This window comes from Clostridium sp. BNL1100 (assembly GCF_000244875.1).
Lineage (GTDB): Bacteria > Bacillota > Clostridia > Acetivibrionales > DSM-1351 > Ruminiclostridium.
Map to the genome: position 1 here is coordinate 431,288 of NC_016791.1, position 23,830 is coordinate 455,117.

Annotated in this window: 25 protein-coding genes; 20 read left to right on the forward strand and 5 right to left on the reverse strand. The window is 36.9% G+C overall.

All coding sequences use genetic code 11. From position 1 onward, the window contains the following. Positions 1-33 precede the first annotated feature (33 nt). Positions 34-921 (forward strand): hypothetical protein, encoded by an 888-nt coding sequence (locus CLO1100_RS01875; protein ID WP_014312071.1) that lies wholly within the window; start codon positions 34-36, stop codon positions 919-921. Here CLO1100_RS01875 and CLO1100_RS01880 read toward each other — a convergent pair. From CLO1100_RS01880 to CLO1100_RS01895, 4 genes are all read right to left on the reverse strand, one after another. Next, positions 918-1,304 (reverse strand): hypothetical protein, encoded by a 387-nt coding sequence (locus CLO1100_RS01880; protein ID WP_014312072.1) that lies wholly within the window; start codon positions 1,302-1,304, stop codon positions 918-920. The two genes, CLO1100_RS01875 and CLO1100_RS01880, sit on opposite strands and share 4 nt — an antisense overlap. Positions 1,305-1,357: 53 nt before the next feature. After that, entirely contained in the window at positions 1,358-1,759 is a 402-nt protein-coding gene (locus CLO1100_RS01885) for a hypothetical protein (RefSeq protein ID WP_014312073.1), read from the reverse strand. A 36-nt stretch (positions 1,760-1,795) separates the two neighbouring features. Continuing rightward, on the reverse strand, positions 1,796-2,110 hold the full coding sequence (locus CLO1100_RS01890) for a hypothetical protein (RefSeq protein WP_014312074.1): 315 nt from the start codon (positions 2,108-2,110) through the stop codon (positions 1,796-1,798). A gap of 157 nt (positions 2,111-2,267) precedes the next feature. Then, positions 2,268-2,474 carry a hypothetical protein gene (locus tag CLO1100_RS01895; RefSeq protein WP_014312075.1) on the reverse strand — a complete coding sequence of 69 codons (207 nt, stop codon included), beginning with the start codon at positions 2,472-2,474 and terminating at the stop codon, positions 2,268-2,270. Positions 2,475-2,648: 174 nt separating this feature from the next. Here CLO1100_RS01895 and CLO1100_RS01900 point away from each other — a divergent pair, with 174 nt between their 5' ends. From CLO1100_RS01900 to CLO1100_RS01910, 3 genes are all read left to right on the forward strand, one after another. Next, a complete protein-coding gene (locus tag CLO1100_RS01900; RefSeq protein WP_014312076.1) occupies positions 2,649-3,524 on the forward strand; it encodes an NAD(P)/FAD-dependent oxidoreductase in 876 nt (291 codons plus the stop codon). Between the two features lie 168 nt (positions 3,525-3,692). Further along, entirely contained in the window at positions 3,693-5,099 is a 1,407-nt protein-coding gene (locus CLO1100_RS01905) for a HAMP domain-containing sensor histidine kinase (RefSeq protein WP_014312077.1), read from the forward strand. 135 nt (positions 5,100-5,234) lie between these two features. Then, positions 5,235-5,972: a GerMN domain-containing protein gene (locus CLO1100_RS01910; protein ID WP_014312078.1), complete on the forward strand. Its 738-nt coding sequence runs from the start codon at positions 5,235-5,237 to the stop codon at positions 5,970-5,972. 108 nt (positions 5,973-6,080) lie between these two features. Here CLO1100_RS01910 and CLO1100_RS01915 read toward each other — a convergent pair whose 3' ends face one another. Next, positions 6,081-6,296, reverse strand: a complete 216-nt coding sequence (locus tag CLO1100_RS01915; protein ID WP_014312079.1) for a zinc ribbon domain-containing protein — start codon at positions 6,294-6,296, stop codon at positions 6,081-6,083. A gap of 113 nt (positions 6,297-6,409) precedes the next feature. On the opposite strand from CLO1100_RS01915, the gene CLO1100_RS01920 reads away from it, so the two are divergent. From CLO1100_RS01920 to CLO1100_RS01995, 16 genes are all read left to right on the forward strand, one after another. Next, positions 6,410-7,345: a Ku protein gene (locus CLO1100_RS01920; protein WP_014312080.1), complete on the forward strand. Its 936-nt coding sequence runs from the start codon at positions 6,410-6,412 to the stop codon at positions 7,343-7,345. Then, positions 7,342-8,316 carry an RNA ligase family protein gene (locus CLO1100_RS01925; RefSeq protein WP_014312081.1) on the forward strand — a complete coding sequence of 325 codons (975 nt, stop codon included), beginning with the start codon at positions 7,342-7,344 and terminating at the stop codon, positions 8,314-8,316. The genes CLO1100_RS01920 and CLO1100_RS01925 overlap by 4 nt, the downstream gene beginning before the upstream one ends. Beyond that, positions 8,316-9,227, forward strand: a complete 912-nt coding sequence (ligD, locus tag CLO1100_RS01930) for a non-homologous end-joining DNA ligase (protein ID WP_014312082.1) — start codon at positions 8,316-8,318, stop codon at positions 9,225-9,227. The genes CLO1100_RS01925 and ligD overlap by 1 nt, the downstream gene beginning before the upstream one ends. 114 nt (positions 9,228-9,341) lie before the next feature. Continuing rightward, positions 9,342-10,355 (forward strand): UDP-glucose 4-epimerase GalE, encoded by a 1,014-nt coding sequence (galE, locus tag CLO1100_RS01935; RefSeq protein ID WP_014312083.1) that lies wholly within the window; start codon positions 9,342-9,344, stop codon positions 10,353-10,355. Between the two features lie 26 nt (positions 10,356-10,381). Next, on the forward strand, positions 10,382-11,311 hold the full coding sequence (locus CLO1100_RS01940; protein ID WP_014312084.1) for a sugar phosphate nucleotidyltransferase: 930 nt from the start codon (positions 10,382-10,384) through the stop codon (positions 11,309-11,311). A 139-nt stretch (positions 11,312-11,450) separates the two neighbouring features. After that, on the forward strand, positions 11,451-11,714 hold the full coding sequence (locus CLO1100_RS01945; RefSeq protein ID WP_004619965.1) for a zinc-ribbon domain containing protein: 264 nt from the start codon (positions 11,451-11,453) through the stop codon (positions 11,712-11,714). 399 nt (positions 11,715-12,113) lie between these two features. Continuing rightward, positions 12,114-12,644 (forward strand): ribosome-associated translation inhibitor RaiA, encoded by a 531-nt coding sequence (raiA, locus tag CLO1100_RS01950; protein WP_014312085.1) that lies wholly within the window; start codon positions 12,114-12,116, stop codon positions 12,642-12,644. A 201-nt stretch (positions 12,645-12,845) separates the two neighbouring features. Further along, positions 12,846-14,723 (forward strand): LTA synthase family protein, encoded by a 1,878-nt coding sequence (locus tag CLO1100_RS01955; protein ID WP_014312086.1) that lies wholly within the window; start codon positions 12,846-12,848, stop codon positions 14,721-14,723. An 18-nt stretch (positions 14,724-14,741) separates the two neighbouring features. Beyond that, on the forward strand, positions 14,742-15,245 hold the full coding sequence (locus tag CLO1100_RS01960) for a shikimate kinase (RefSeq protein ID WP_014312087.1): 504 nt from the start codon (positions 14,742-14,744) through the stop codon (positions 15,243-15,245). A 116-nt stretch (positions 15,246-15,361) separates the two neighbouring features. After that, positions 15,362-17,773, forward strand: a complete 2,412-nt coding sequence (gene pcrA, locus CLO1100_RS01965; RefSeq protein WP_014312088.1) for a DNA helicase PcrA — start codon at positions 15,362-15,364, stop codon at positions 17,771-17,773. A gap of 24 nt (positions 17,774-17,797) precedes the next feature. Further along, the gene (locus CLO1100_RS01970; protein ID WP_014312089.1) at positions 17,798-19,150 is read left to right on the forward strand and encodes a GH1 family beta-glucosidase; all 1,353 of its coding nucleotides are present in this window, start codon (positions 17,798-17,800) and stop codon (positions 19,148-19,150) included. 105 nt (positions 19,151-19,255) lie between these two features. Continuing rightward, complete coding sequence (locus CLO1100_RS01975) at positions 19,256-19,825, forward strand: RNA polymerase sigma factor (protein WP_014312090.1); 570 nt, start codon at positions 19,256-19,258, stop codon at positions 19,823-19,825. Positions 19,826-19,827: 2 nt separating this feature from the next. Beyond that, the gene (locus tag CLO1100_RS01980; protein WP_014312091.1) at positions 19,828-20,226 is read left to right on the forward strand and encodes a zf-HC2 domain-containing protein; all 399 of its coding nucleotides are present in this window, start codon (positions 19,828-19,830) and stop codon (positions 20,224-20,226) included. Between the two features lie 21 nt (positions 20,227-20,247). Further along, positions 20,248-20,949, forward strand: coding sequence for a DUF2953 domain-containing protein (locus CLO1100_RS01985; RefSeq protein ID WP_014312092.1), 702 nt, complete (start codon positions 20,248-20,250; stop codon positions 20,947-20,949). After that, the gene (locus CLO1100_RS01990; RefSeq protein WP_014312093.1) at positions 20,916-21,308 is read left to right on the forward strand and encodes a spore germination protein GerW family protein; all 393 of its coding nucleotides are present in this window, start codon (positions 20,916-20,918) and stop codon (positions 21,306-21,308) included. The genes CLO1100_RS01985 and CLO1100_RS01990 overlap by 34 nt, the downstream gene beginning before the upstream one ends. 300 nt (positions 21,309-21,608) lie before the next feature. Further along, positions 21,609-23,807: a X2-like carbohydrate binding domain-containing protein gene (locus CLO1100_RS01995; RefSeq protein WP_014312094.1), complete on the forward strand. Its 2,199-nt coding sequence runs from the start codon at positions 21,609-21,611 to the stop codon at positions 23,805-23,807. Positions 23,808-23,830: the final 23 nt, after the last annotated feature.

Below are 23,830 nucleotides of genomic sequence, written 5' to 3' on the forward strand. Positions count from 1 at the left end.
TTTTTTATAAATAAAAGATGGGAAGAAAATTATATGGGGATAGTTAATAAAGCGGTACATTTGATTGCCAAGAGACCATCAGTGTTGTTGCTTACGGCACTTCTCAGTACTGTGGTTTGTGTATTTGAATATTTTTTTATGACTCTTTTTTATGGACTGACAATGTTTAAAACAGGAAGTCCTTTTGATGACTACGTAAATATAATACAATTTGTAATAAATACAATTTCAGTACCCGAGACAGCAGTGAAAATCATTTTGGCACTTGTAATTGCAGTCGTTGCAGCGTCTTTGATTCTTGGACTAATATTCTCAGGATGTTTCAATATACTTTATAATGCGGTTGAAGGCAAAGAGAAAAAAGCAGGAAGTGAATTTGTTCAGGGAGTAAAGAAATATTTTCTAAGGATGATTTCACTTAATCTTTGGACTATATGCGCATTTGTTATTTTTATAGTGTATGCTTTAATATCAATTATCCCTGCGGCTATTGTTGTGGATAATTCAATCAGCGGATCAATGAACCCGTTGGCGGGAATTGTTCTTTCAATAATAACTGCGGCAGTACTGTTTTTTAGCTATACTTTTTTCAGGCAGTATATAGTATTTTGGTATCCGTCGGCTATGGTACATGATAAGAATCATTTTAAGCTGGCAAAAAAAATATCAGACAGAAACTTCTGGCCCTTACTGTCCAAATTCGTAGCATTTGATATTACATTGGTTCTGTTCGATATTCTATACATAATTGCTAATTTTACATTGGCCAATACACAGGTGGTATCAGGGACTATAAATACTATCCTAATTGTTATAAATATTGTATTTAAAACAATAGTTTTTGCAATTTTAATTTGTTTTGTGTTTTCATCTTTTAAAAAATGCAGTGATGATTACAAAAATAAAAAAGCAATCCGTTAGAATATATCCAATAACAGATATAGGAGAATAATCAGCAGAAGTTCATCTTCTGCTTTATCTGTATATAGCAGTACAATAAGACCTACAAGCAGCAGGTCATCCAGATATATATCGTAATCAAAAACCGTAAACAGAGGGCTTCCTGATCGTTCTGTTTTATCTCCGGTTCCCAGAAGCGATGAAAGGAAACCCAAAGGCTTCGGTGTTTTTGTTTCATGTCTTTCAGAAGCTGGAGCAGATAATGCCTCTTCTGCCCGAATATTCACCGGTTGTTCTTCTGCTACGGATATATCTGTAGTAATTTGCTCGTGCTCACTATTTGTCTGAGCAGAGTGATTTTTATTATATCTGCGGGATTTTGGGGGATGCTTTCTGTAAACCATACTATCCACTCCTAAAAAACCTTTGGGTATGACCAGAGAGTAAATTGTTTTGCTTAAACAGAACGTCCCTCCGATTCATCCAACAACTTGGTTAAACTGCCAATTTTAATAATTTTCATACACTTCTGAAGTTTTTTTTGCCTATTGTCATTTAGGTAGGGCTTTATTGCGTTGAGCAGATTAACTCTCGGATCATTATTCGTGTTAAGCATATTCATAGCCTTTTTCATTTTTCTGGCCATATCAGCTAGGTCATCTGTATCAGCTCTGGAAGATTCTTCAGACGGTTTTTCCTTTTCTGAAGAGGTGTCATCTGATGAGGTTTCATCCTTTGAATTATTTGATGACATGAACATATTCAAAAGCCCTTTTACGTTGTCAGGGATACCGCTGTTTGAGTCCTGCCCCAGCATTTCGGCTATCTGTTTTATCTTATCTCCCATGTCGTCACTCATCAAAATACCTCCAAGCAATTGATTATATGTACAAAACTAGGAATTTAGAAAATCATTAACCTTTTTCATTATTGCATCGCTGTCTTTACCAAGTATTTTTTGGAGCTTATCAAGATCCTTTTGGGTAACTTTCTTCTTTATCTCTTCCTTATCGATTTTTATATTTTTGAGTTTTTCTTCGTCAAATTCGTTTATTTTTTCCATTAGTTCATCCTTGTCGATAGATGAAAGCTTTTTTTCAAGATCTTTGGGACTATCTTTCTTCAACATTTCTATAGCTTTATTTACTTTTGACTGAACCATTTTATCCTGCATCATTTCTTGGATTTTTTTCCCTAAAGATTCTCCCATGTAAAAACCCCTCCTATATACTTATTTTGCAATATTATTACAGTGTATGCACTATGGTTGGACTAATATGTTGGATAATAACCCTTAATCTGAAATAGAAGCTTGGATATGTAACCCAAGCTTCTATTTAAAACTACTCTTAACAGCTTTGACAAAATTAATCGCAACAGTGATCTCCATCATTGCTAAGGAAGAAAATAAGAAGAATAACTGCCAGTACGACAAGCCATTCGCAGTTATCGAATAAATCCGATGTTCCACCGAAAAATCCATTGTCACCACCGCAGAAGCAGAAGATAATAATTAATAATATTATTATCCACAACCAACTAAAACAATTATCAGAACCACCAAAACATCCCATGATTTTACCTCCAAATAAAATATTTAAGATACTGCATATTATGAATTTGTAATAAAAGGTGTTACACATGAAAAAAATAATTTTTAAAAAATATTTGTTTGATTAATATATAAAAAGGGTATAGTATTCAGATATATTGCATGTAACAAAAGCTGTCTCATGGAGGAAAACAATATGGTTGATGTAATTATAATAGGCAAGGGGCCTGCGGGTATTTCCGCTGCACTGTATACAGTACGTGCGGGGCTGAGGACGTTGGTTATAGGATTGGACAACAGCGCACTTTGCAAAACAGATAGAGTAGAAAATTATTATGGCTTCGCTGAGCCGGTTTCGGGAAAATATCTTCTGGAACAGGGAGAACAGCAGGCTAGACGCCTTGGGGTAAAGTTTGTTCAGAGTGAAGTAGTAGCTATAGAGAAATCCGAGTATTTTGAAGTATATACCACCGAAGAAAATTATTCCGCCAAAGCAGTACTCATGGCTACGGGGCAACAAACAAAAAAGGTCAATATAGATGGTCTGGAAGAATTTGAAGGAAGAGGGGTAAGTTATTGCACCACATGTGACGGATTTTTCTATAGAGGGCTGAAAGTGGGCCTTGTAGGCTTTAAGGATTACGCAATACACGAGGCTATGGAATTGGAGCCATTAACAAAAAATATAACTATTTATACAAACGGCAATGAACTGGAGCTTACTGAAAAATATAAATGTCATGCTTCAAGATTTTCTATCAATAGTAAAAAGATAAAAAATGTAGTAGGAAATGAAGTTATTGAGGGCATAGCGTTTGAAGACGGTTCAATTGAAAATCTTGACGGTTTATTTATAGCTTTTGAATCAGCATCTAGTGTTGATTTTGCCAGAAAGTTGGGGGTAATAACAAAAAATAGTTCCATTGTGGTTAATGAAAATCAAAGTACAAACCTAAAGGGCCTTTTTGCTGCTGGAGACTGTACAGGAGGTTTCAAACAAATTTCAACTGCCGTTGGACAGGGTGCCATGGCTGGGAGGAGAATTATTGAATTCATAAGAAACAATTCCTAAAAAACGGGCAAATTTCCCTGAAAAACGGGCAAAAAACGCATGTTTTCGAGGGAAACAACTTGCATACAGTATTTACCTTGTTTTAGTACATATTGAAAATATTTACAATTAGTGATAAAATATGACCACGCCTAAAAGTAAAATAGTTGCTTGAATAGGAGATATAATATGTTTGTCATATTTATTTTATTGTGGATAATTTCTATTCTGTTAATTTATGCAAACCCTAAAGAATACTGGGCGTGGTGTGCCAGCCTCTGCCTGCTATTTAACGGCTTTGGCGGGTTGGCGGCGGTTATAAGTGAAAATTTTATTCCATTTATACAAGGTTATGGCAATGAAAATCTGATTCTGGCCAGCCGTATACTTAAGGGTACAGCCGATATTTTTCAGCATTACTTTGCTACATATCTATTTTTGGTTTTTGTTCTTCTATTTACAAACTTCCTTAATATTCAAATAAAATCAAAGGTTAAAAAAGTAGTTGTGGCTGTTTTGTCCCTTCCAAGTCTTCTCATGCTTTTCATTTATCCTATTACTCCCGATTTTAATCCCGATTACAGAATCTTATCTTGTTGGGTATGTGCCTATACTCTTCTGGGCAGTGTAATTCTTATAATAAGTATAATTAAGGAAAGGGATGACTATACCAAAACCCAGAGAATTCTCACAGCTTTATTTGCACTACCGTCTACAATCTGCATTCTCTGGACAAGTTATATATCGGTGGCTATGGGGTATACAAATGTTTGGCAGATTAATGTATGGGTAATAGCCGGTGAATTCATTTTGTTTTTTGTCTTCTGTATAAAATACGGAATGTTAGGGATACATTTCAAAATAGAAAGAATAAATATTGACAACAATATAAATTCTGTTATCGGTGGGATGAGTATTGTCTCACATGCAATAAAAAATGAAGTTTCAACTATTAATCTATGTGTAGAAACTATTATGTGCGTTGAAAAAACAAGCCCCGGAATGGATAAAAAATTATCTATTATAAAGGATTCCTGCAAAAATCTTTTGGAGTTCACCAGAAAACTTAACGAAATAAAGCTGTATAAGATGAATTTTAAACCGTGTCTTTTAAGTGAAATTATATCAAAAGTAATAAATCAGGTTGCACCTTCTATCTGCGAAAAGAATATACGGATTATTAATACCAGCAAAATAGATATTACTATGCTCATTGACCCCGTTCACGTATCAGAAGTTTTGAAAAATCTTATTATAAATGCTATTGAAGCTATCCAGACGGAGGGCGTTATTAAAGTAAATACGGAGTTTATCAATAACAAAAAATTGTGTATAACAGTTTCAGACAATGGAGTAGGTATTCCAAAAGATTTTATAAATAAGGTAATGACCCCATTTTTCTCTACAAAAAAAGGAAAAAATAATTATGGTCTAGGATTAAGCTATTGCTTTAAAGTTATGAAATCACACAACGGAAGCCTCCAAGTAAAGAGCAAGGAAAATCAGGGAACAGAAATGTGCTTGATATTTCCTTTTAATAAGGTTGTACATGTTTATAATAAATCATTACCTCAAACTAAAAATTATAATACATAATTAATGTGTATCTCCTATCAAAAAATATTGACAAGTTTAGAATACTTCCGCATGCTTGGGCATAAAAATAAATGTGTAAGGGATGAATATTCATAAATACAACTTTTAACATTTTAATGTGAGGTGCATGAAAAAATGCGAAAACTAATATGTCTATTTATGGTATTTGGAATTGTTTTTACTATGCTTGCAGGCTGTGGGGCTAAAAGTGAAGATGCTGACAGTGATGAACTGACTCCGGTCAGCAGTCTTACAATGGGGCAGGATGAAGCTAATGGCTTAAAGGATAAAACTCCGGTTCAGTTATACTTTATCAATGAACAGGGTACAAAACTTGCTGCAGAAACAAGGTATATTCAAAATACAGATGCAGGTAAGGGTAATGAACATATGGCAACGGTTGTTTTAAAGGAACTTATAAGCGGTCCTGCAAAAGGCAGTCTCTTAAAAGCTTCTGTTCCTACAGAAACAAAAGTAACTACAGATGTTAAGATAAAGGACGGTGTAGCAACTGTGGACCTTTCAAAGGACTTTGTTGAAAAGCATCCCGGCGGCAAAAAGAATGAGCAGCTTACGCTCTATTCTATTGTAAACACCTTAACAGAAATAAAGGATATCACATCCGTACAGTTTAGAATAAACGGAAAAGTAACTAAAGAATTCAAGGGTAGCTATCAAATTGACATAGCTTATTCAAGAGACACCCACCTTATTAGTAATGAGCCCGGAAAAGACAGCTCAATAAAAACAACAACAGAAGACAAGGATGATACACGGGATAAAACAGCACAGCCAACAAAAGAAGATGAGACAAAAAAGACAAATCCCGATACTAAAACAAATGCTGATTTGGATGATGAAATTCTAGAATAATTCCGGTTGGCCATCTGTTATATACAGCAAGGTATCTTTTAGGATAATAATAGCCTTTAAGATACCTTGTTTTTTTACAGTGATAATTCACATTCCCGGAAGGGAAAATCAGTGGTTACAGCACCCGCCGCATACATGCCTGTTGGGACAGTCTCCGCCGGAGTCTTTTCTGGACTGAATAATATTTACATTTTTAAATATGGTTTCAAGATCATTGCTTCCGCAGTCAGGGCATTTAATCTCTTTGTTTTCACGTTGGGACATTTTAGCCATCACGTTGAATTCACTACCGCACTTACTGCATTTAAGATCATAAAATGGCATAAATCTACCTCCTTTATTATTTTGTATTATATCATCTAAAAAAACAGGGATAAATAGTTGAATAAATAAAAACTTAAATACGGACAATAAATATTAATAATGGAGGACCAATTATGCATACAGTTTGGAAGGGCTCTATAAGTTTCGGTTTGGTTAATATCCCTGTTAAAATGTTTACGGCAACGGAAGACAAGGATATCCGGTTTAAGTATATTCATAAGGAATGTCATAGCCCGGTAAAATATAAAAAGGTGTGTCCTGTCTGTAATAAGGAGGTTCAACCTGAAGATATTGTCCGGGGCTTCGAGTATGAACCCGGTAAGTACGTTATAATGAACGGCGAGGATTTTGAATCTCTACAGGTTAAAAGTGAAAAAACAGTTGAAATAGTGGACTTTGTAAAACTTGAAGAAGTTGATCCCGTGTATTTTGACAAAACATATTTTCTTGCACCTCAGGAAACCGGAGGAAAAGCCTATACACTTCTGCGAGAAGCCTTGGGACAGAAGGAAAAAATCGCTGTTGCCAAAATAACAATAAGAGACAGAGAATCACTGGCTGTTATAAGGGTATACAAAAATGTACTGGTTCTTGAAACAATATTCTATCCTGATGAAGTAAAAGATTCGGCTCAGGTACCCGGTATACCTGAAAACGCAAAAACAACCCAGGCAGAGCTGGACATGGCAACACAGCTTATAGATAATCTGACTACGGATTTCGACCCGTCAAAATATGTGGATACCTACAGGGAGAGACTTGTTGAACTCATTAATGCCAAGGTTGAAGGAAAGCAGGTAGTAGCAAGAAAAGAAGTTGAAAAAGAAAATGTTGTAAGCCTTATGGAGGCATTGAAACAAAGTATACAAATGTCAAAGGGGACTAATAAAAATGAAAAAGATAAGGACACTGATAAGATTGATAAAAGTACTAAGAATGTTAAAAACAACAAGAAGGACCCGGTATCAGAGGTAGAAAACAGCGATAGCACAATTGAGGAAAAACCAAAGAAGAGAACAAGGAAAGCAAGAGAGAAGGTTGAATCATGAACTGGATTATACCAATGGAGCCGGTAATTTGTCCTGATGTAAAGGAGGGTTCCGGCTGCATCCATGAAATAAAATGGGATGGTATAAGAGGAATGGTTTATATACAGGATGGAAACGTTAAAATCTACACAAAGAAAGGTAAAGAGAGGACAGGCTTCTATCCTGAACTAGATGTTTTAAGAAAAGGCCTTGGAGGCAAAAATGCAATACTGGATGGTGAATTTGTTGTTCTGGATGAAGACGGGGTTCCCTCCTTTTATAAAAGCCTCATACGGGAACGTGTTCGTAATAGTGGCAAATTGCAATACTACACAAGCTCGTACCCTGTTTGCTATATGGTATTTGATATTTTGCAGTATGGGGACGACATCCTTGTGAATATGCCCTTAATTGAAAGAAAACAAATTCTTGAGGAAAATCTAAGTTCGTTAACTGGCAACGATACTAAAATATTTTTAGCGAAGATGTACAAAGACGGCAAAGAACTGTTTGAAAAAATGAAAAAGCAAAACATGGAGGGTATTGTTTCCAAAAAGACAGACAGCCTGTATATAGGCGGCAAAAAACACGATGCATGGTTTAAGACGAAATTTATTAAGAAAATGCTTTGCATAGTTGGAGGAATACAATGGAAATCCATACATCCCAATTCCCTGGTTCTGGGTATAAAGCCCCCGGACAGCGAAAAGCTTGTATATGTAGGTAAGGCATCTATTGGACTTAAACAATCGGATTTAATGCTTATAAAGGAGTATAGCGGGCAACTTGAACAGGAGGAATGTCCCTTTACAACTGATGAAATTATTCAGCTGGACAAAACGGGAGAAAAGTTTACATGGCTCTATCCTGCTCTTACTTGCTGGATTAGCTTTCTGGAACTGACAAATGATGGGCATTTGAGACATCCCAAAATAGAGGGGTTTGCCGTACTTCCTGTGGAAGAGGCAGATGGAAAGGTGTTGACTGATTAATGGCTGCTGTAACAGATATTATAAAAGTAGAAATTGAAAACAGAGTAATTGATATAAAAAATCCTGACAAATTATTTTGGCCGGAAGCCGGGGTTACTAAGCTTGAGTTTGTGAAAACCATGACAAAGCTGGCTCCCTTTTTAATAAAATATTCAAAAAATAGAATGTTGACATCAATACGTTACCCTCACGGTATCAACGACAAAAGCTTTTTTCAGAAGGAAAAGCCTCAGGGTACCCCCGAGTGGGTGGAAACAGTGGAATTCAATCAAAAAAACTATATTGCCTTAAACTCGGCTGCCACACTTGTATGGCTTTGTACTCAGGCGGCGCTGGAGCTTCACACCAGTTTTAATGTACATGAAAAACCAAACCATCCGTCCAGTCTTGTATTTGACTTGGACCCGGACGATGACCTTCATTTTGAAGATGTTGCAGAGCTTGCTGACAGAATTCATGAAACGTTGGAAGCTCTGGGCATAAAGGGCTTTATTAAAACCTCCGGTGCAACGGGGCTACAGATATTTGTTCCTACCGCATCGAAGTTTGACTATGACACCGCCCGCAGCCTCAATGAGTTTTTTGCACAGTATTTTGCTGAAAAACTCATAAGTACAGTGACAATAGAAAGAATGAAGAAAAAAAGGGATGGCAAGATTTATTTTGACTGGCAGCAAATGTGGATTGGAAAAAGCATGATAACCGCTTATTCTGCAAGGGCAGTGAAAAGTGCCGCTGTTTCGGCCCCAATAGAATGGAGTGAGCTGAATAGTATACGCCCGGAAATGTTTACTCTTAAAAATATAGTGAACAGATTAGAGCAAAAAGGAGATATCTTTGAACCAAGTCTGAAATTGGACAATTCACCGCAGCTTAACGAAATATTGAAACAGATAGATACTGCCAGGTGAAGTAAAATGTTGTTATATTAATAAATATTGTATAAAATATGGTTATGGTTAATTTAAAGAGTATCATCGTATGAGGAAAATATAACGTAAATAAAATATATCGGGGGGAGTCACATGAAAGTATTAGTAACCGGAGGGGCCGGATATATCGGTACCCATACATGTGTTGAATTGCTTGGGGCCGGTTTTGAAGTTATCGTAGTTGATAATCTTTGTAACAGCAAGGAAACAGCAATAGAAAGAGTAGAAAAAATCACAGGCAAAAAGGTAAAATTCTATAAAGTTGATATTTTGGACAAAGAAGCACTTGAACAGGTATTTATAGATAATAAACCGGATTCTGTAATTCACTTTGCAGGACTAAAGGCCGTAGGCGAATCTGTTTCAATCCCGTTAAAATATTATCACAACAATATAACGGGTACATTGATTTTGTGCGAATTAATGGAAAAATACCAAGTTAAGAATCTGGTTTTCAGCTCATCAGCTACTGTATACGGAGATCCTGCCAGTGTTCCTATCGCTGAGGAATTTCCGCTGTCTGTTACAAATCCATACGGCAGAACCAAACTTATGATAGAGGAAATATTAAAAGACCTGCATGTAGCGGATGCGTCATGGAATATCGCTCTGCTCAGGTACTTTAACCCTATCGGAGCTCATGAAAGCGGTACAATAGGAGAAGACCCAAATGGAATTCCAAATAACCTGGTACCCTATATTACACAGGTAGCAGTAGGAAAGCTAAAGGAAGTAAATGTATTCGGAGATGATTACGATACGGTTGACGGTACCGGGGTAAGGGATTACATACATGTTGTAGACCTTGCAAAAGGCCATATAAAGGCTTTGGAAAAGCTATTCCGTGAACATGTGGGTGTAAGGGAGTATAACCTTGGAACCGGTAACGGATATAGCGTTCTTCAGGTAATCACGGCATTTTCGGAAGCCTGCGGAAAAGAAATACCTTTTAGGATTGTAGGCAGAAGGCCGGGGGATATAGCAGAGTGCTATGCAAAGCCGGACAGGGCAAAGAATGAACTTGACTGGACAGCTGAAAAGGGACTCCCTGAAATGTGTGTAGATTCATGGAGATGGCAGTCCCAGAATCCAGAGGGATATAAATAATTAAAATCGTGCAAGGAGAATTTGACATGAAAAATAACACAGCTTTAGTAATAATGGCAGCAGGTATGGGAAGCAGATATGGCGGTTTAAAGCAGATTGACCCTGTAGGGCCCAACGGCGAAATTATAATGGAATATTCTATTTATGATGCCATCAGAGCCGGATTCAACAAGGTTGTATTCATAATAAAAAAGGAAATAGAGGACACCTTCCGAGAGGTGGTTGGTAAGAAAATAGAGGGAATTATTGACGTAGAGTATGTATATCAAAAAGTAGATAATCTGCCTCAAGGCTTTAGTGTTCCTGAGGGAAGAGTGAAACCCTGGGGAACGGGACATGCGGTGCTAAGTGCCAAAGATGCCGTTAAAACTCCATTTGCAGTTATAAATGCGGATGATTTTTATGGGGCTGAGACATACAAGCTTCTGAATGGATTTCTGACAAATAATCAGGATTCAGATAACAAATACACGTATTGTATGGTGGGATTTGTTATAGAGAACACACTTACTGAAAACGGCCATGTTGCAAGAGGCGTCTGCAATGTAGACAATCAGGGAAATCTCATTGATATTCATGAAAGAACAAAGATAGTGAAATTCGGAAATGAGACCAAATACACCGAGGATGATACAAACTGGATTAAGATACCTGAAAAGAGTATTGTGTCTATGAACACATGGGGCTTTAATCCAAGCATTTTACAGGAACTTGAGGAGCGCTTTCCTGAATTCCTGAGAAGTAATAAGGATAATCTTTTGAAAGCGGAGTATTTTCTGCCTACAGTTGTGGATAATCTTATCAAGGAAGGTAAAGCGGATGTCAAGGTGCTCTCAACTGCGGATAAGTGGTACGGTGTTACATATCAGGAAGACAAACCGGTTGTAAAGAAATCAATAAGTGACATGGTGTTGGAACATAAATATCCAAACCGTCTTTGGGAAAATACAAAATAAACTGTACTTAATTTACTACTTCGGTCAACTTATAGGTAACTATTGTATCAACTGTATAACTATGGAAAATTAATTATTGAAAAATAGGGTCATATGTAATATAATGTAAAACAAATACCTGTGAAGTGAGGGAGATAAAATGTACACTGACAAAACCTTGGTTTGCAAAGAATGTGAAAATGAATTTATTTTTTCTGCGGGTGAACAGGAGTTCTATGCTGAAAAGGGTTTTCAGAATGAACCCACCAGATGTAAAGCTTGTAGAAGTAAGCGTGACCATTCATCAAAAAGAGAATTATTTGAGGCTGTTTGTGCAGAATGTGGGCAAACCACAAAGGTTCCGTTCAAACCTCATTTAGATAAGCCTGTATTATGTAGCAAATGTTTTGCTAATAAAAAATAGTACATACTTAATAGACATATTAATAAAAAAATAATTGGGTTGACTGTAAGGTTTATATTATCTGAGAGTCAACCTGTTTTTGTATTAAGAAATCTACAGCGGTTTGGATGATTATCCACAGTGGAAAATTCCTATATTATAAGTTATAAACAAGGTTATACACATTATCCACAGAAACATATACACAAAACAGGTGTTTTGTTGAATACCTGTGCAAAACTTTTGTGATTCCTAATTGAAATTAAACATAAAATAAGTTAAATTGTTATAAAATTATGTTTATTAGCAAAGTTTGGGGAGGATTTTCTTGGTACGGCGTAGAATAATAGATTCATAACATGTACCGCTATTGGATATTATAAAGTAATACTTAGACAAAAATGGAGAGGGGCTGTTATTATGAATATAATTATTAGCGGAAAAAATATTGAAATTACAGAGGCACTCAGAGAAAAAGTAACAAAGAGGGTAAAGAAGCTGGAAAAATTTTTTAACAGCGATACTGAAGTGCATGTAACATTGAGCGTTCAGAGGGTCAGCCAGATTGTTGAAATAACAATACCATTCAATGGGGTAACATTAAGAGCAGAAGATCAAAACGAAGATATGTATACATCTATCGATAGAGCAGTAGACCTAATAGAAAGACAGATAAGAAAAAATAAGACCAGACTGGAAAGAAGATTCCACGAGAACGATTTCAGAGTAGATAACTCAAAATTTAACGATGATGTTCAGGAGGAAACTGAATTCAAGGTTGTAAGGTCAAAGAGGTTTGCTATAAAGCCTATGGATGTTGAAGAGGCAATATTGCAGATGAATCTGCTGGGACATGAGTTCTTTATGTTCTACAATGCAGATTCAAGGCAGGTCAACGTAGTTTATAAGAGAAAAGACGGAAATTACGGACTGATTGAACCGGAATTCTAATAACACGACAATAATAAACAGTATGTATCAGTAAGGTAAATGGCCGCTGATACATACTGTTTTATTTTTTGTAAGAATAAGTAAAAACTCAACAAATTTACATGTACAATTTTAGAAAACTTGTTTTACATTTAACCTGTAAAGTAATATAATACATACAGTCTATATATAATTTATAAAATTTTCGGGAGAATTGTATTTATGCTGGGAAAACCTTCATATGGAATAGTCATGGCAAATCGCAGGGGTTTTGGCCGTAAAACACGGATAGTTGATTATCTTACTCAGGAATGGATGTCAATATTGACTCTTGCAATACTTCTTTTTAAATCAATAGTTCTTATGGGATTTGTGTACAGCCCGGATAAATCTATTATTGACATAGCCCGTGGTTTTAGTAATATCAGGTATATGTCTGTATGCGTAGCTTTTTTACTTATAATTGTATCCTTCAACTTTTTGGCTAAAGGAAAAGGGAGGTTATGGCTTCTTCTGATACTCAATTTCCTATGTTCATTTCTTTTTGTATTTGATGCAGTGTATCTTAGGGCAAACGGGAATTTTCTGTCGACCCAGCTATTGAGGCAAACCGGAAATGTAAATAATCTTTGGGGCAGCATTTTTGCAATGTTCAGGCCCTGCGATATAATATTTTTTATTGATATACCAATTCTTGCAGCAATACTTATAATAACAAGAAAGATGTATTACTCATCGCCATTATTTACAAGTCTGAAAACCAGACTTATTGCCTTCGGTTCATTATTTACCCTTTCTTTGGCTATTATTGTAGGCAGCTATATTGTTACCGACGTGTACGGAAATAATAAATACGCTTATATCTTCCACACTTACTGGAAGCCAGAAGCCACCATATGCAATGCATCTCCTTTAGGATATCATGTATATGACTGTTATGTATTCTTTGCAGATTTCCGGCCATATAAAATTTCAGAAAAAGACCGTACAGAGATTCAGAAGTGGATTGATGACAAAAAGGAAAATCTGCCGGATAATAGCTATAAAGGCATGTACAAAGGTAAAAACCTGTTTGTGTTACAGGTGGAGTCTCTTGAAAACTTCGTAATCGGACAGTCTGTAAACGGACAGGAAATTACTCCTACACTGAACAAGCTTTTGAAGAACAGCATATATTTTGACAACTATTATACTCAAGTTAATGAGGGAACAAGTTCTGATGCAGACCTAATGACGAACACCTCTGTGTTCCCGGTGCGAAAAGGAAGTACATTTTTCAGATTCCCATATACTGAGTATAATTCTCTGCCTAAGATAATGGAAAAGAACGGTTACTCCACCAAAGCGATTCACCCGGATGACGGTGCATACTGGAATTGGAAGGAAGCACTGACAAACATGGGCTTCCAGCAGTGTATAGATGCAAAAAGCTTTAAAATGGATGAGGTAATATTCCTCGGATTAAGCGACGGTTCTTATTTCAGACAGATAAAAGATACTATTATAAAGCAGAAGCAGCCATTTTACAATTTTATGATTACTCTTACAAGTCATTCTCCATTTGAAATGCCTAAAGAGCACCAAGATTTAAAATTGGATAGATACCTTCAAAATACAAGGCTTGGGGGTTACTTCCAGAGCATAAACTATACTGACAGATGTATAGGAACTTTCCTCGATGAACTTGATAAGGCAGGAATACTGGATAATACAGTAGTAGCTATTTATGGTGATCACGATTCAGTTCATAAGTATTTTGATGACCAAATCAAAAATATAAAGCCGTCTCAAAGCTGGTGGCTTGAAAATGATAAAAAAGTACCCCTTTTACTGTATGAAAAAGGGCAGGCACCCCAGGTTATTAACACAACCGGAGGGCAGATTGATTTAATGCCGACGCTTTTATACTCTTTTGGAATAGAAAAGAGTGAATATGAATCAACTGCATTCGGAAGAAACCTTCTTAATACACAGCAGGACTATGTATTACTGGCTGACGGGGAATTCCGAGGGAATATTGATAAGGCAAAGCAAAAGGAACTGCTAAACGCACTTGAATATGCGGATATGGCAATAAAGACAAACTTTTTTAAAAAATAGAGGCTTTTCGGAGGGAATATGAAAAATATTATTCTTATTGGAATGCCAAGTGCGGGTAAAAGTACCGTGGGAGTTATTGTTGCAAAGCATCGCGGGATGTCATTTGTTGATACCGACGTGCTGATACAGACAACACAAGGAAGGCTACTACAGGAAATCATAAATAGCGATGGAACAGATGCTTTCCTTAAAATAGAAGAGTCTGCAATACTATTTCTCAGTTGCTCTGACACAGTTATTGCAACAGGGGGAAGCGTGGTATACAGCGAGAAGGCAATGGAGCATTTAAAGAAAACAGGAATAGTAATTTACTTGTATGTAGATATGGACACTGTCTACAAAAGACTGAAAAACCTTAAAACAAGGGGCGTTGTTTTAGGCCCTGGGCAAAGTCTGGAAGACATTTATAGAAAAAGGAAGCCCTTGTATGAAAAGTATGCAGATATAATAATAGATTGTTCAGAGGGTTCAATCGATTCAACAGTGGAAATGATACATGAAAAACTTGATTCCTTGTCATAAAACTTGAAATGAAATATAATTATTATGCCGGGTAGAACTTATCCGGCATTTATAATGTTAATTACTTAATCTGATAAATTATTTTTAGCAATATACTGAGGTGACGGAGGGGAAAAATGGATTTATTAAGCGGCTTGAACAGAGAGCAAAAAGAAGCAGTACTTCATAATGAAGGTCCTCTTTTGATATTGGCCGGTGCGGGGTCAGGCAAAACAAGAGTTCTTACTCATAGGATAGCCTATCTTATTGAACAACATGGAGTATACCCTTCAAATATACTGGCTATAACCTTTACTAACAAGGCAGCAAGAGAAATGAAAGAGAGGATAGCCGGACTTATAGGTGATTTGAGTAACGACATGTGGGTGGGTACCTTTCACTCTATTTGTATAAGAATACTCAGAAGGGATATCGAGAAGCTTGGTTACGACAGAAGCTTTGTAATATATGATACTCAGGACCAGCAGGTGGTAATAAAGGAATGTCTTAAAGAATTAAGCTTAAACGAAAAGAACTTTCCTCCTAAATCAGTCCTTGAAACAATAGGAAAGCAGAAGGATGAACTTATAGATGCCGAGCATTATGAAAAGCAGTATGCATCGGATTTTAGAATGGGTAAGATTGCAAAAGCTTACAAGCTTTATGAAAAGAAGCTTAAAGCAAATAATGCCCTAGACTTTGATGATATAATAATGAATACGATAAAGCTTTTCGACAAGTATCCGGAAGTCCTGGAATATTATCAAAGAAGGTTCAGGTATATTCTTGTGGATGAGTATCAGGATACAAATACTGCCCAGTACATGCTTGTCCGAAAATTGTCTGAGGCACATGAAAACCTTTGCGTTGTAGGTGACGACGACCAGTCAATATACGGCTGGAGAGGCGCCAATATCAGAAATATCCTTGATTTTGAGAAGGATTTCAAGAAATGCTGTACTATCAAGCTGGAGCAGAACTACAGGTCAACACAGAACATATTGGATGCTGCAAACCATGTAATCGGTAATAATACAGGCAGAAAAAACAAGAGCCTCTGGACCGACAACAAGGGTGGAAGCAAAATAGTAATATGTGAAAATGACAATGAACATGAAGAAGCTCTTTATACAGCAAGGGAAATTCAGCGTATAATATCCGATGAAGACAGGAAATACAAGAATTTTGCAGTACTTTACAGAATTAATGCTCAGTCACGTGTACTGGAAGAAATGTTCATGCGGGAAGGAATACCCTACAAGATTGTCGGTGGACAAAAATTCTATGACAGAAAAGAAATAAAAGATATAATTGCGTACATGCGGTTGGTACAAAATCCCGGGGACAATGTGAGCCTGAAAAGGGTTATCAACGTGCCTAAAAGGGGAATAGGGGATGCCACTGTTGAAAATGCAGAGGTATTGGCATACCAAACAAATGTATCCTTGTTTACGGTTATATCAAATTCAGAAGAGTTTCCTTCATTAAAAAGGGCTGCTCAAAAATTAGGAAACTTTTCACTTATGATTAATAAATTCAGGACTATGAAGGAAAATATGTCAATATCCCAACTGTTGGATATAGTAGTTGAAGATTCAGGGATCCTGAGAGAATACGAAATTGAGAATACAGTTGAAGCTCAGTCAAGAATTGAGAATATAAAAGAATTAAAATCGGTTGCCATTGAGTTTGAAAAACAGAGTGAGGACAATTCACTGGAAGAATTCCTTGCACATATATCTCTGGTTTCGGACATTGACAGTCTCCAAGAGGATCAGGATTACGTGGTTCTTATGACAATGCACAGTGCAAAGGGACTGGAATTCCCGGTTGTATTTATTCCGGGTCTGGAAGAAGGCGTTTTTCCAGGCTACAGGGCAATTACCGAGGGCCCGGAACAGCTGGAAGAAGAGAGAAGGCTTTGCTATGTGGGTATTACCAGAGCAAGAGAGAAACTCTATATGTCAAATGCCCGTTTCAGAACTCTTTTCGGAAATTCAAGCTACAACAGACCATCCAGATTTTTAGCAGAGATACCTGAAGAACTCGTGGAATATCCATTTAAATCATCAGGAAGCTCCTCAAGATCCAAGGAAACACTCTCGTGGGGTAAGAGTTCAGGTTCCGGCAATGCTCAAACCTGGAGTACAGCTCAGAGTTCCGGAACACAATCTGCTTTTGGCACCTCAAAATCAACTTCATCAACAACTTCGAGTACACCTGCCGGTTCAGGTTCCTTGAAGGATTTATTAAATTCAAATCTTGTTACACGTGGATTTGGTGGCAGCTCAGCAGGTACATCGGTAAAAAGTCCTGCCAGTCAGCAGATTAATGGCTTTGGACGCAGTATACCGATGAAACCTTCATCCGGGGGTTCCAATACATCGGGTGATTTCAGTGTAGGTGATAAAGTCGAGCATAAAAAATTCGGAAAAGGAACTATTTCGAAGGCAACAGCCGACAGCGGCGATCAGGTATTGGAAATACAGTTTGAAGGGGCCGGAATGAAAAGACTAATGGCTTCTATGGCAAATTTAAGAAGACTATAAAAACAAAGGGTGGGTGTTAATTTAATGGCATTCAAAGAAGGTTTTGTTTGGGGTACAGCAACAGCATCATATCAGATTGAGGGAGCTGTAACCGAAGGTGGCAGAGGTGAATCTGTTTGGGACGAATTTTGCAGAATGAAAGGCAAAATAGCTGACGGTGATAACGGAGACTTTGCATGTGACAGCTATCACAGGTATTCCGAAGACGTACAGCTTATGAAACAGATTGGTATTAAAGCATACAGGTTTTCCATCAGTTGGAGTAGAATTTTACCTGACGGTACAGGTGAAATAAATATGGAAGGTGTAAATTACTATAATAATCTTATTAATGAGTTAATTGAAAACGGCATAGAGCCATATGTAACTTTGTTTCACTGGGACTACCCGATGGAACTTCAATATAAGGGCGGATGGCTTAATTCTGAAAGCCCCTTTTGGTTCGAAAATTATGCGGCAATATGTTCAAGATTATTCTCTGACAGAGTAAAGTATTGGGTAACAAGTAATGAATCCCAATGTTACATTGGATTCGGTTACGGCACAGGCTGGCATGCACCGGGCTTAGAGCTTCCAATAAACCAGGTGGTAAGAGCATGGCATCATAATTTAAAGGGATTAGGACTGGCTGCAAAAGCAATACGTGAAAATGCTAGAGGGGAAGTCAAAGTTGGACTGGTGTCCTGCGGAGAGGTTGGAATTCCAGTATCAGATAGTGAGGCAGACATGCAGGCTGCACGCAATGTACTTTTTGACAGAGAACGTTCTGAGGATTCAATCGACTTTGGATTTGGAGACCTTTTTGAGCCTGCGTTAAAGGGAGAGTATCCGAAAAGCCTGATACCGTATCTTCCTAAAGGCTGGCAGGAGGATATGAAGGATATCTGCGTTCCCCTTGATTATATAGGCATAAATGTTTATATAGGTTCAATTGTGGAATCCTGCGAAAATAAAAAATACAAACACCTTAAACTACCTGTTGGTACAGGACAAACCTCCATGGAATGGGCATTTAAACCGGAAACTCTGTACTGGGTAACTAGATTTATATCTGAGAGATATAAATTGCCTGTATACATTACAGAAAATGGTATGGCAAATAATGACTGGGTAAGCACTGACGGAAAAATTAATGATACTCAGAGAGAAGATTACATGAATCAATATCTTTCTGCACTGTCAAAGTCTATAGATGACGGGGCCGACGTAAGAGGATATTTTTACTGGTCACTCCTTGACAATTTTGAGTGGGCATATGGGTATGCAAAGAGGTTTGGACTAGTATACGTAGATTATAGCAATTACAGCCGTACACTTAAGCAGTCGGCATTAAGGTATAAGAAAATTATCGAAACAAATGGCGAAATTTTAAAATAAACCCCAAAATAAAAAAAGTTTTAGGAAAATTTATCTTTTTCTAAAACTTTTTTTATTTTAGTGTGTATATATAATCAAGGCACATTAAAAGGGTGGGAGAAGTATTTGGATGTTTCGGATATAACCATATTGAAAGAATACAAAAAGAATAGCAGACGCGGTCTGGAACTTGTTTACGACAGATATAAAAAATATGTTTATACCATAGCATTCCATTATGCCGGTAATAAGGAAGATGCTCTGGATATAACCCAGGAGGTTTTCATATCTGTTTTTAAATCAATGGAAGGCTTTAAGGAACAGTTTTCCCTGCTGCCCTGGATTAAAAAAATTACCGTAAATAAGTGCCTTAATTTCTTGAGAAGTAAGAAACCAAACTTATCTCTTAATGAAACCAATGAAAACGGAGATGAACTGCAAAGTATTATCAGCTCAAACGAAACAACAGATGATGCAGTCTTATGCAAAGATACAAGGCAAATACTTCAACAATCAATCGAACAGCTTCCAGAACGGGAGAGAATGGTCGTACTGTTGAGACACGTAAAGCAAATGAAATACAGTGAAATTGCAATTGTAATGAAGCTGCCGCCAGGTACTGTAAAAACACTTATACATAGAGCGAGAAAGACAATCAAGGAAAATATGATTAGCCTGGGTATTTGGGAGGTATAAACATGAGCTGTGACAAAGTAGATGCTTCATTGCTTCAGGAATATTTAGAGAGCACAATTGATCCACTTGAAAAAATATTTGTTGAAAATCATTTAAAAATATGTAATAAATGCAGAAGGGAATTATCAGAGTTAAAGCTGTTGCTTTATGACCTTGATGATAAAAGTAATTATGTAATTGAAATTCCGGCAGAGCTGGAAACCATGAGAGACGATATAATTGACTCCTTTTTGGGAAAAAGGAAAAGCCCGTCCAAGAGAATTATTGAAATGCAGGTTGAAACCATCAAAACTACAGGTAAATTTATTGAGTTTTTGCCCGGGGCAAAGCAAACTCCAAAAGTTTTAAAGCAAGCATCAAAAGGATTGAAAAAAGGAGTCAAAAAATTAATTGCCAAGTAATGCATGTAAACGGAGGCACGGATGGTAGCTCTTATAATAACTCTTAAAATAATTTTATATGTGTTTTTGATTATTGCTGCCTTAGTTTTATTAATTGTTTTTGTACCTTTCAAATACTACGCAGAGGGATCGAAGTATAAGACTATCGCTGTAAAAGGCTATGCAAGCTGGCTTTTTGGTACTGTTAAGATAAACTTCAACTACAGCACCCAAGATGGCTTTGGTACAAATTTCAGCTGGTTTGGTTTTAAGAAAGGCTTTGAGAAAAAAAATGAAGACAATTCAGTAAAACAAGCTCAGGAAAGTAAAGTAAAAAAGGTAAAGGATAAGCCGGCATATAGTTACTTTACATATGAAGTATTTATGCAAGGATTAAAATCTGTTTTTAAGATACTAAACCATTACAAACCAAGCAGATTCAGGATAGATGCCAAAGTAGGCTTTGAAGACCCAATGTACACGGGCTTACTCTGTGCTGTAAGAAATACATGGTTTGCAATTTTAAATAAAGACAGCATTCGTATTCAGACAAATTTTGAAGACGAAACTCTAGAGGGTAGCTTTTTAATCGGTGGAGGAATTCAAATTTTCTATTTAATACTAGTTGGAATAGAATTTGTTTTTACAAAGCCTTTCAAAAGTATATTGTTTAAAAATATTAAGTATAAAATTAAGAGGAGGCTAAAAAAATGGCGAATAGTTTCAATTTTAGTGAAGGCATGAGTGTTATCTTTGACAAACTGGAAAATTTCTTAAAGACAAAGACAGTAGTAGGTGAACCTATAAAGATTGGTGATGTAACATTGGTACCGTTTATAAATATGAGCTTTGGTCTTGGAATAGGCGGAGGTACCGGTAATGATGATAAGGGTATGGGAGGAGAAGGAGGCGGAGGAGGAACAGGAGCAAAAATTTCTCCTACAGCCGTTCTGGTTATTAGTGGTGACAAGGTAGAGCTCCTTCCCATAAAGAAATCCGGTGGTTTGGATAAACTGCTTGATATGGTACCGGGTATTGTAGAAAAGATACAGGAAAAGAAAGAAGAGGAAAACTCTAAAAATGAGTTAAAGGAAGAGCAATAGACCCCTAATAATTATATTACAATTTAAAACGGTAAAAACTGCTTGAAAAATGGTGAATTCAAGCAGTTTTTTTTGCATTTAAAAAATTATAATAAATTCCTTTCTAATACTTTTTAACAAATTAATGGTAAAATTAAATATATTATCACTTCATCTAATATCAAGCCAATCCGTCACTTTCCTTAGCCAAATACCATATGAAGGGAGGGCAAGTTTTTTAATTTTTTTCAACAGGTGAATGAAAGTGAGGAATATATACAGGATTCATCTACTTAAAAGAAAGAAAGGAAGGAAAAACCTATGAATAAAATGTATTTTATAATATCCTTGCTGGCTGCTTTGTTCATATTCCCTATAGCAGCAAACGCAGCAACAGACTCAACCCATCCCGGATTTAGAGTCGAAGGAAGATTTCTGTACGATAATACAGGAGAAAAGGTAATTCTCTATGGTGTAAACAAAATGTGCATATGGACTGATAAGGACGGTGTTCCGTCTTTTTCGGAAATAGCAAAAACAGGCGCAAATTGTGTAAGAATCACATGGGGAATAGACGGTTCGGCGGAAGATTTAGATACCGTTATTCGCAATTGCCGTGCTGAACACATGATTCCCATTATTGAACTTCATGATGCCACCGGTGACTGGTCAAAGCTACCTTCGCTTGTAAATTACTGGATAAGACCTGATGTAGTTAATGTAATAAAAAAACATCAGGAATATTTGCTTGTTAATATAGGAAACGAAGTAGGTCAAAGCGTAACTGAAGCCACCTTTAAAACAGATTACGAGTCTGCCGTTAAGAAAATGAGGGAAGCAGGAATTCATGTACCTCTGGTTATAGATGCCTCCAGCTATGGTCAGAGCATAGATATGCTGCAGGCGTGCGGACCTTATCTCATATCTGCCGATCCCGATAAAAATTTAATGTTCTCCGTACATATGTGGTGGCCCTATATGTGGGGGCATTCAGATCAGGAAGTAATTGATGAAATTGCACAATCAGTAAATATAAACCTTCCTCTTATTGTAGGTGAATTCGGACATAAGTGGGATGAAACGGAAAACGGTAAAATACCATACCAAACAATTATGGAACAGTGCTATAAAAATCAAATTGGTTATCTCCCATGGGAATGGGGCCCTGGAAACAACCCCCAGACATTTTTGGATATGACATCAGACAGTACCTTAGCTACATTGAACGACTATGGTAAGGAAGTTATGCTTACCAACCAGTATAGTGTAAAAAATATAGCCAAGAGACCTGCCTCTATAATGTCAAACCTTCCGCCGGTTCTCCCAAAAGAACCGCTGCCATACGGGAATCTAGCCTATATAAAAACGGTTACAGCTTCATCTATAGAAAGTACTCAAAACAATGAAAGTAATATAGTAGACGGCGATTTTGAAACAAGGTGGGCTTCGCAGGTCTCAGACCCCAGTTGGATTTGTGTTGACCTTGGTGCGAAAAAAGAAATAGACAGACTGATTATATGCTGGGAAGCTGCATATGCAACTCAATATAAAATTCAGGTATCAGATGATGGAAATACATGGACTGATGTGATTACCCAGTATAACGGAACAGGCAAAACCGAGGATATAAAACTTTCGTGCTTCGGCCGTTATCTGAGGATATACGGAATGCAGAGGGTAAATTACCAATGGCCTTATTCAATCTGGGAGATAGGAGTATATGGCCCTGAATCAGAATTGAGTGCATCTATATCCCCTACAGTAGCAGTATTTGATAAGAATCCTGCCAATGCGGCAGATATACCTGTAACACTGGACCCAAAAAGTAACACACTTAATGCCGTATTAAACGGACCTTCAGTAAAGTTGGTAGCAGGACAAGATTATATAATAGAAAATAAAACAAATCTCATTATAAAAAAGGAATATCTGTTGGGACTGCCTGCAGGTACAACTAAACTGATTTTTGATTACAATAATGGAGTTGACCCAGTACTAGCCATTGCTGTCGGAGATACAACACCGGGAGGCTCTGTCCAAAGTCCATTAATCAGTCCATCTAATGTAACATTTGACAGAACATCTTCAACGAATTTGAGGGTAACTATATCTCCTAACGGTAATAATCTTACTTCAATTATGAATGGTTCAGTACCTCTGGTTCCAAATATAGATTTTACTATTTCAGGAGATACTGTAACAATTATGAGGAGTTACCTTGCATCGCAACCTTCCGAAAATGTAAATCTTACTTTTGACTTCAGCGGTAATGGAATTGACCCTGTACTTACAGTTACTTTTCTCAAAGACACTACTTGTGGTGATGCAAATCTGGACGGAGTTATAGATGCCCTTGATTATGCAATTCTCAAACAACATCTTTTAGGGCTGACAACTCTGAATCATGATATTTTACACTTTCTTGACCTTAATCTGGACGGTACAACCGATGCAATTGATTTATCTATCTTCAAACAGTATTTGCTGGGGAAAATAACCTACCTTCCTGTGACCCAATAAAAATTATAGAAAACCGGCTCTCA

Coding starts and splice junctions, on each gene's coding strand:
- CLO1100_RS01875 (WP_014312071.1), top strand. CDS start 34: ATGGGGATAGTTAATAAAGCGGTACATTTGATTGCCAAGAGACCATCA.
- CLO1100_RS01880 (WP_014312072.1), bottom strand. CDS start 1,304: ATGGTTTACAGAAAGCATCCCCCAAAATCCCGCAGATATAATAAAAAT.
- CLO1100_RS01885 (WP_014312073.1), bottom strand. CDS start 1,759: ATGAGTGACGACATGGGAGATAAGATAAAACAGATAGCCGAAATGCTG.
- CLO1100_RS01890 (WP_014312074.1), bottom strand. CDS start 2,110: ATGGGAGAATCTTTAGGGAAAAAAATCCAAGAAATGATGCAGGATAAA.
- CLO1100_RS01895 (WP_014312075.1), bottom strand. CDS start 2,474: ATGGGATGTTTTGGTGGTTCTGATAATTGTTTTAGTTGGTTGTGGATA.
- CLO1100_RS01900 (WP_014312076.1), top strand. CDS start 2,649: ATGGTTGATGTAATTATAATAGGCAAGGGGCCTGCGGGTATTTCCGCT.
- CLO1100_RS01905 (WP_014312077.1), top strand. CDS start 3,693: ATGTTTGTCATATTTATTTTATTGTGGATAATTTCTATTCTGTTAATT.
- CLO1100_RS01910 (WP_014312078.1), top strand. CDS start 5,235: ATGCGAAAACTAATATGTCTATTTATGGTATTTGGAATTGTTTTTACT.
- CLO1100_RS01915 (WP_014312079.1), bottom strand. CDS start 6,296: ATGCCATTTTATGATCTTAAATGCAGTAAGTGCGGTAGTGAATTCAAC.
- CLO1100_RS01920 (WP_014312080.1), top strand. CDS start 6,410: ATGCATACAGTTTGGAAGGGCTCTATAAGTTTCGGTTTGGTTAATATC.
- CLO1100_RS01925 (WP_014312081.1), top strand. CDS start 7,342: ATGAACTGGATTATACCAATGGAGCCGGTAATTTGTCCTGATGTAAAG.
- ligD (WP_014312082.1), top strand. CDS start 8,316: ATGGCTGCTGTAACAGATATTATAAAAGTAGAAATTGAAAACAGAGTA.
- galE (WP_014312083.1), top strand. CDS start 9,342: ATGAAAGTATTAGTAACCGGAGGGGCCGGATATATCGGTACCCATACA.
- CLO1100_RS01940 (WP_014312084.1), top strand. CDS start 10,382: ATGAAAAATAACACAGCTTTAGTAATAATGGCAGCAGGTATGGGAAGC.
- CLO1100_RS01945 (WP_004619965.1), top strand. CDS start 11,451: ATGTACACTGACAAAACCTTGGTTTGCAAAGAATGTGAAAATGAATTT.
- raiA (WP_014312085.1), top strand. CDS start 12,114: ATGAATATAATTATTAGCGGAAAAAATATTGAAATTACAGAGGCACTC.
- CLO1100_RS01955 (WP_014312086.1), top strand. CDS start 12,846: ATGCTGGGAAAACCTTCATATGGAATAGTCATGGCAAATCGCAGGGGT.
- CLO1100_RS01960 (WP_014312087.1), top strand. CDS start 14,742: ATGAAAAATATTATTCTTATTGGAATGCCAAGTGCGGGTAAAAGTACC.
- pcrA (WP_014312088.1), top strand. CDS start 15,362: ATGGATTTATTAAGCGGCTTGAACAGAGAGCAAAAAGAAGCAGTACTT.
- CLO1100_RS01970 (WP_014312089.1), top strand. CDS start 17,798: ATGGCATTCAAAGAAGGTTTTGTTTGGGGTACAGCAACAGCATCATAT.
- CLO1100_RS01980 (WP_014312091.1), top strand. CDS start 19,828: ATGAGCTGTGACAAAGTAGATGCTTCATTGCTTCAGGAATATTTAGAG.
- CLO1100_RS01985 (WP_014312092.1), top strand. CDS start 20,248: ATGGTAGCTCTTATAATAACTCTTAAAATAATTTTATATGTGTTTTTG.
- CLO1100_RS01990 (WP_014312093.1), top strand. CDS start 20,916: ATGGCGAATAGTTTCAATTTTAGTGAAGGCATGAGTGTTATCTTTGAC.
- CLO1100_RS01995 (WP_014312094.1), top strand. CDS start 21,609: ATGAATAAAATGTATTTTATAATATCCTTGCTGGCTGCTTTGTTCATA.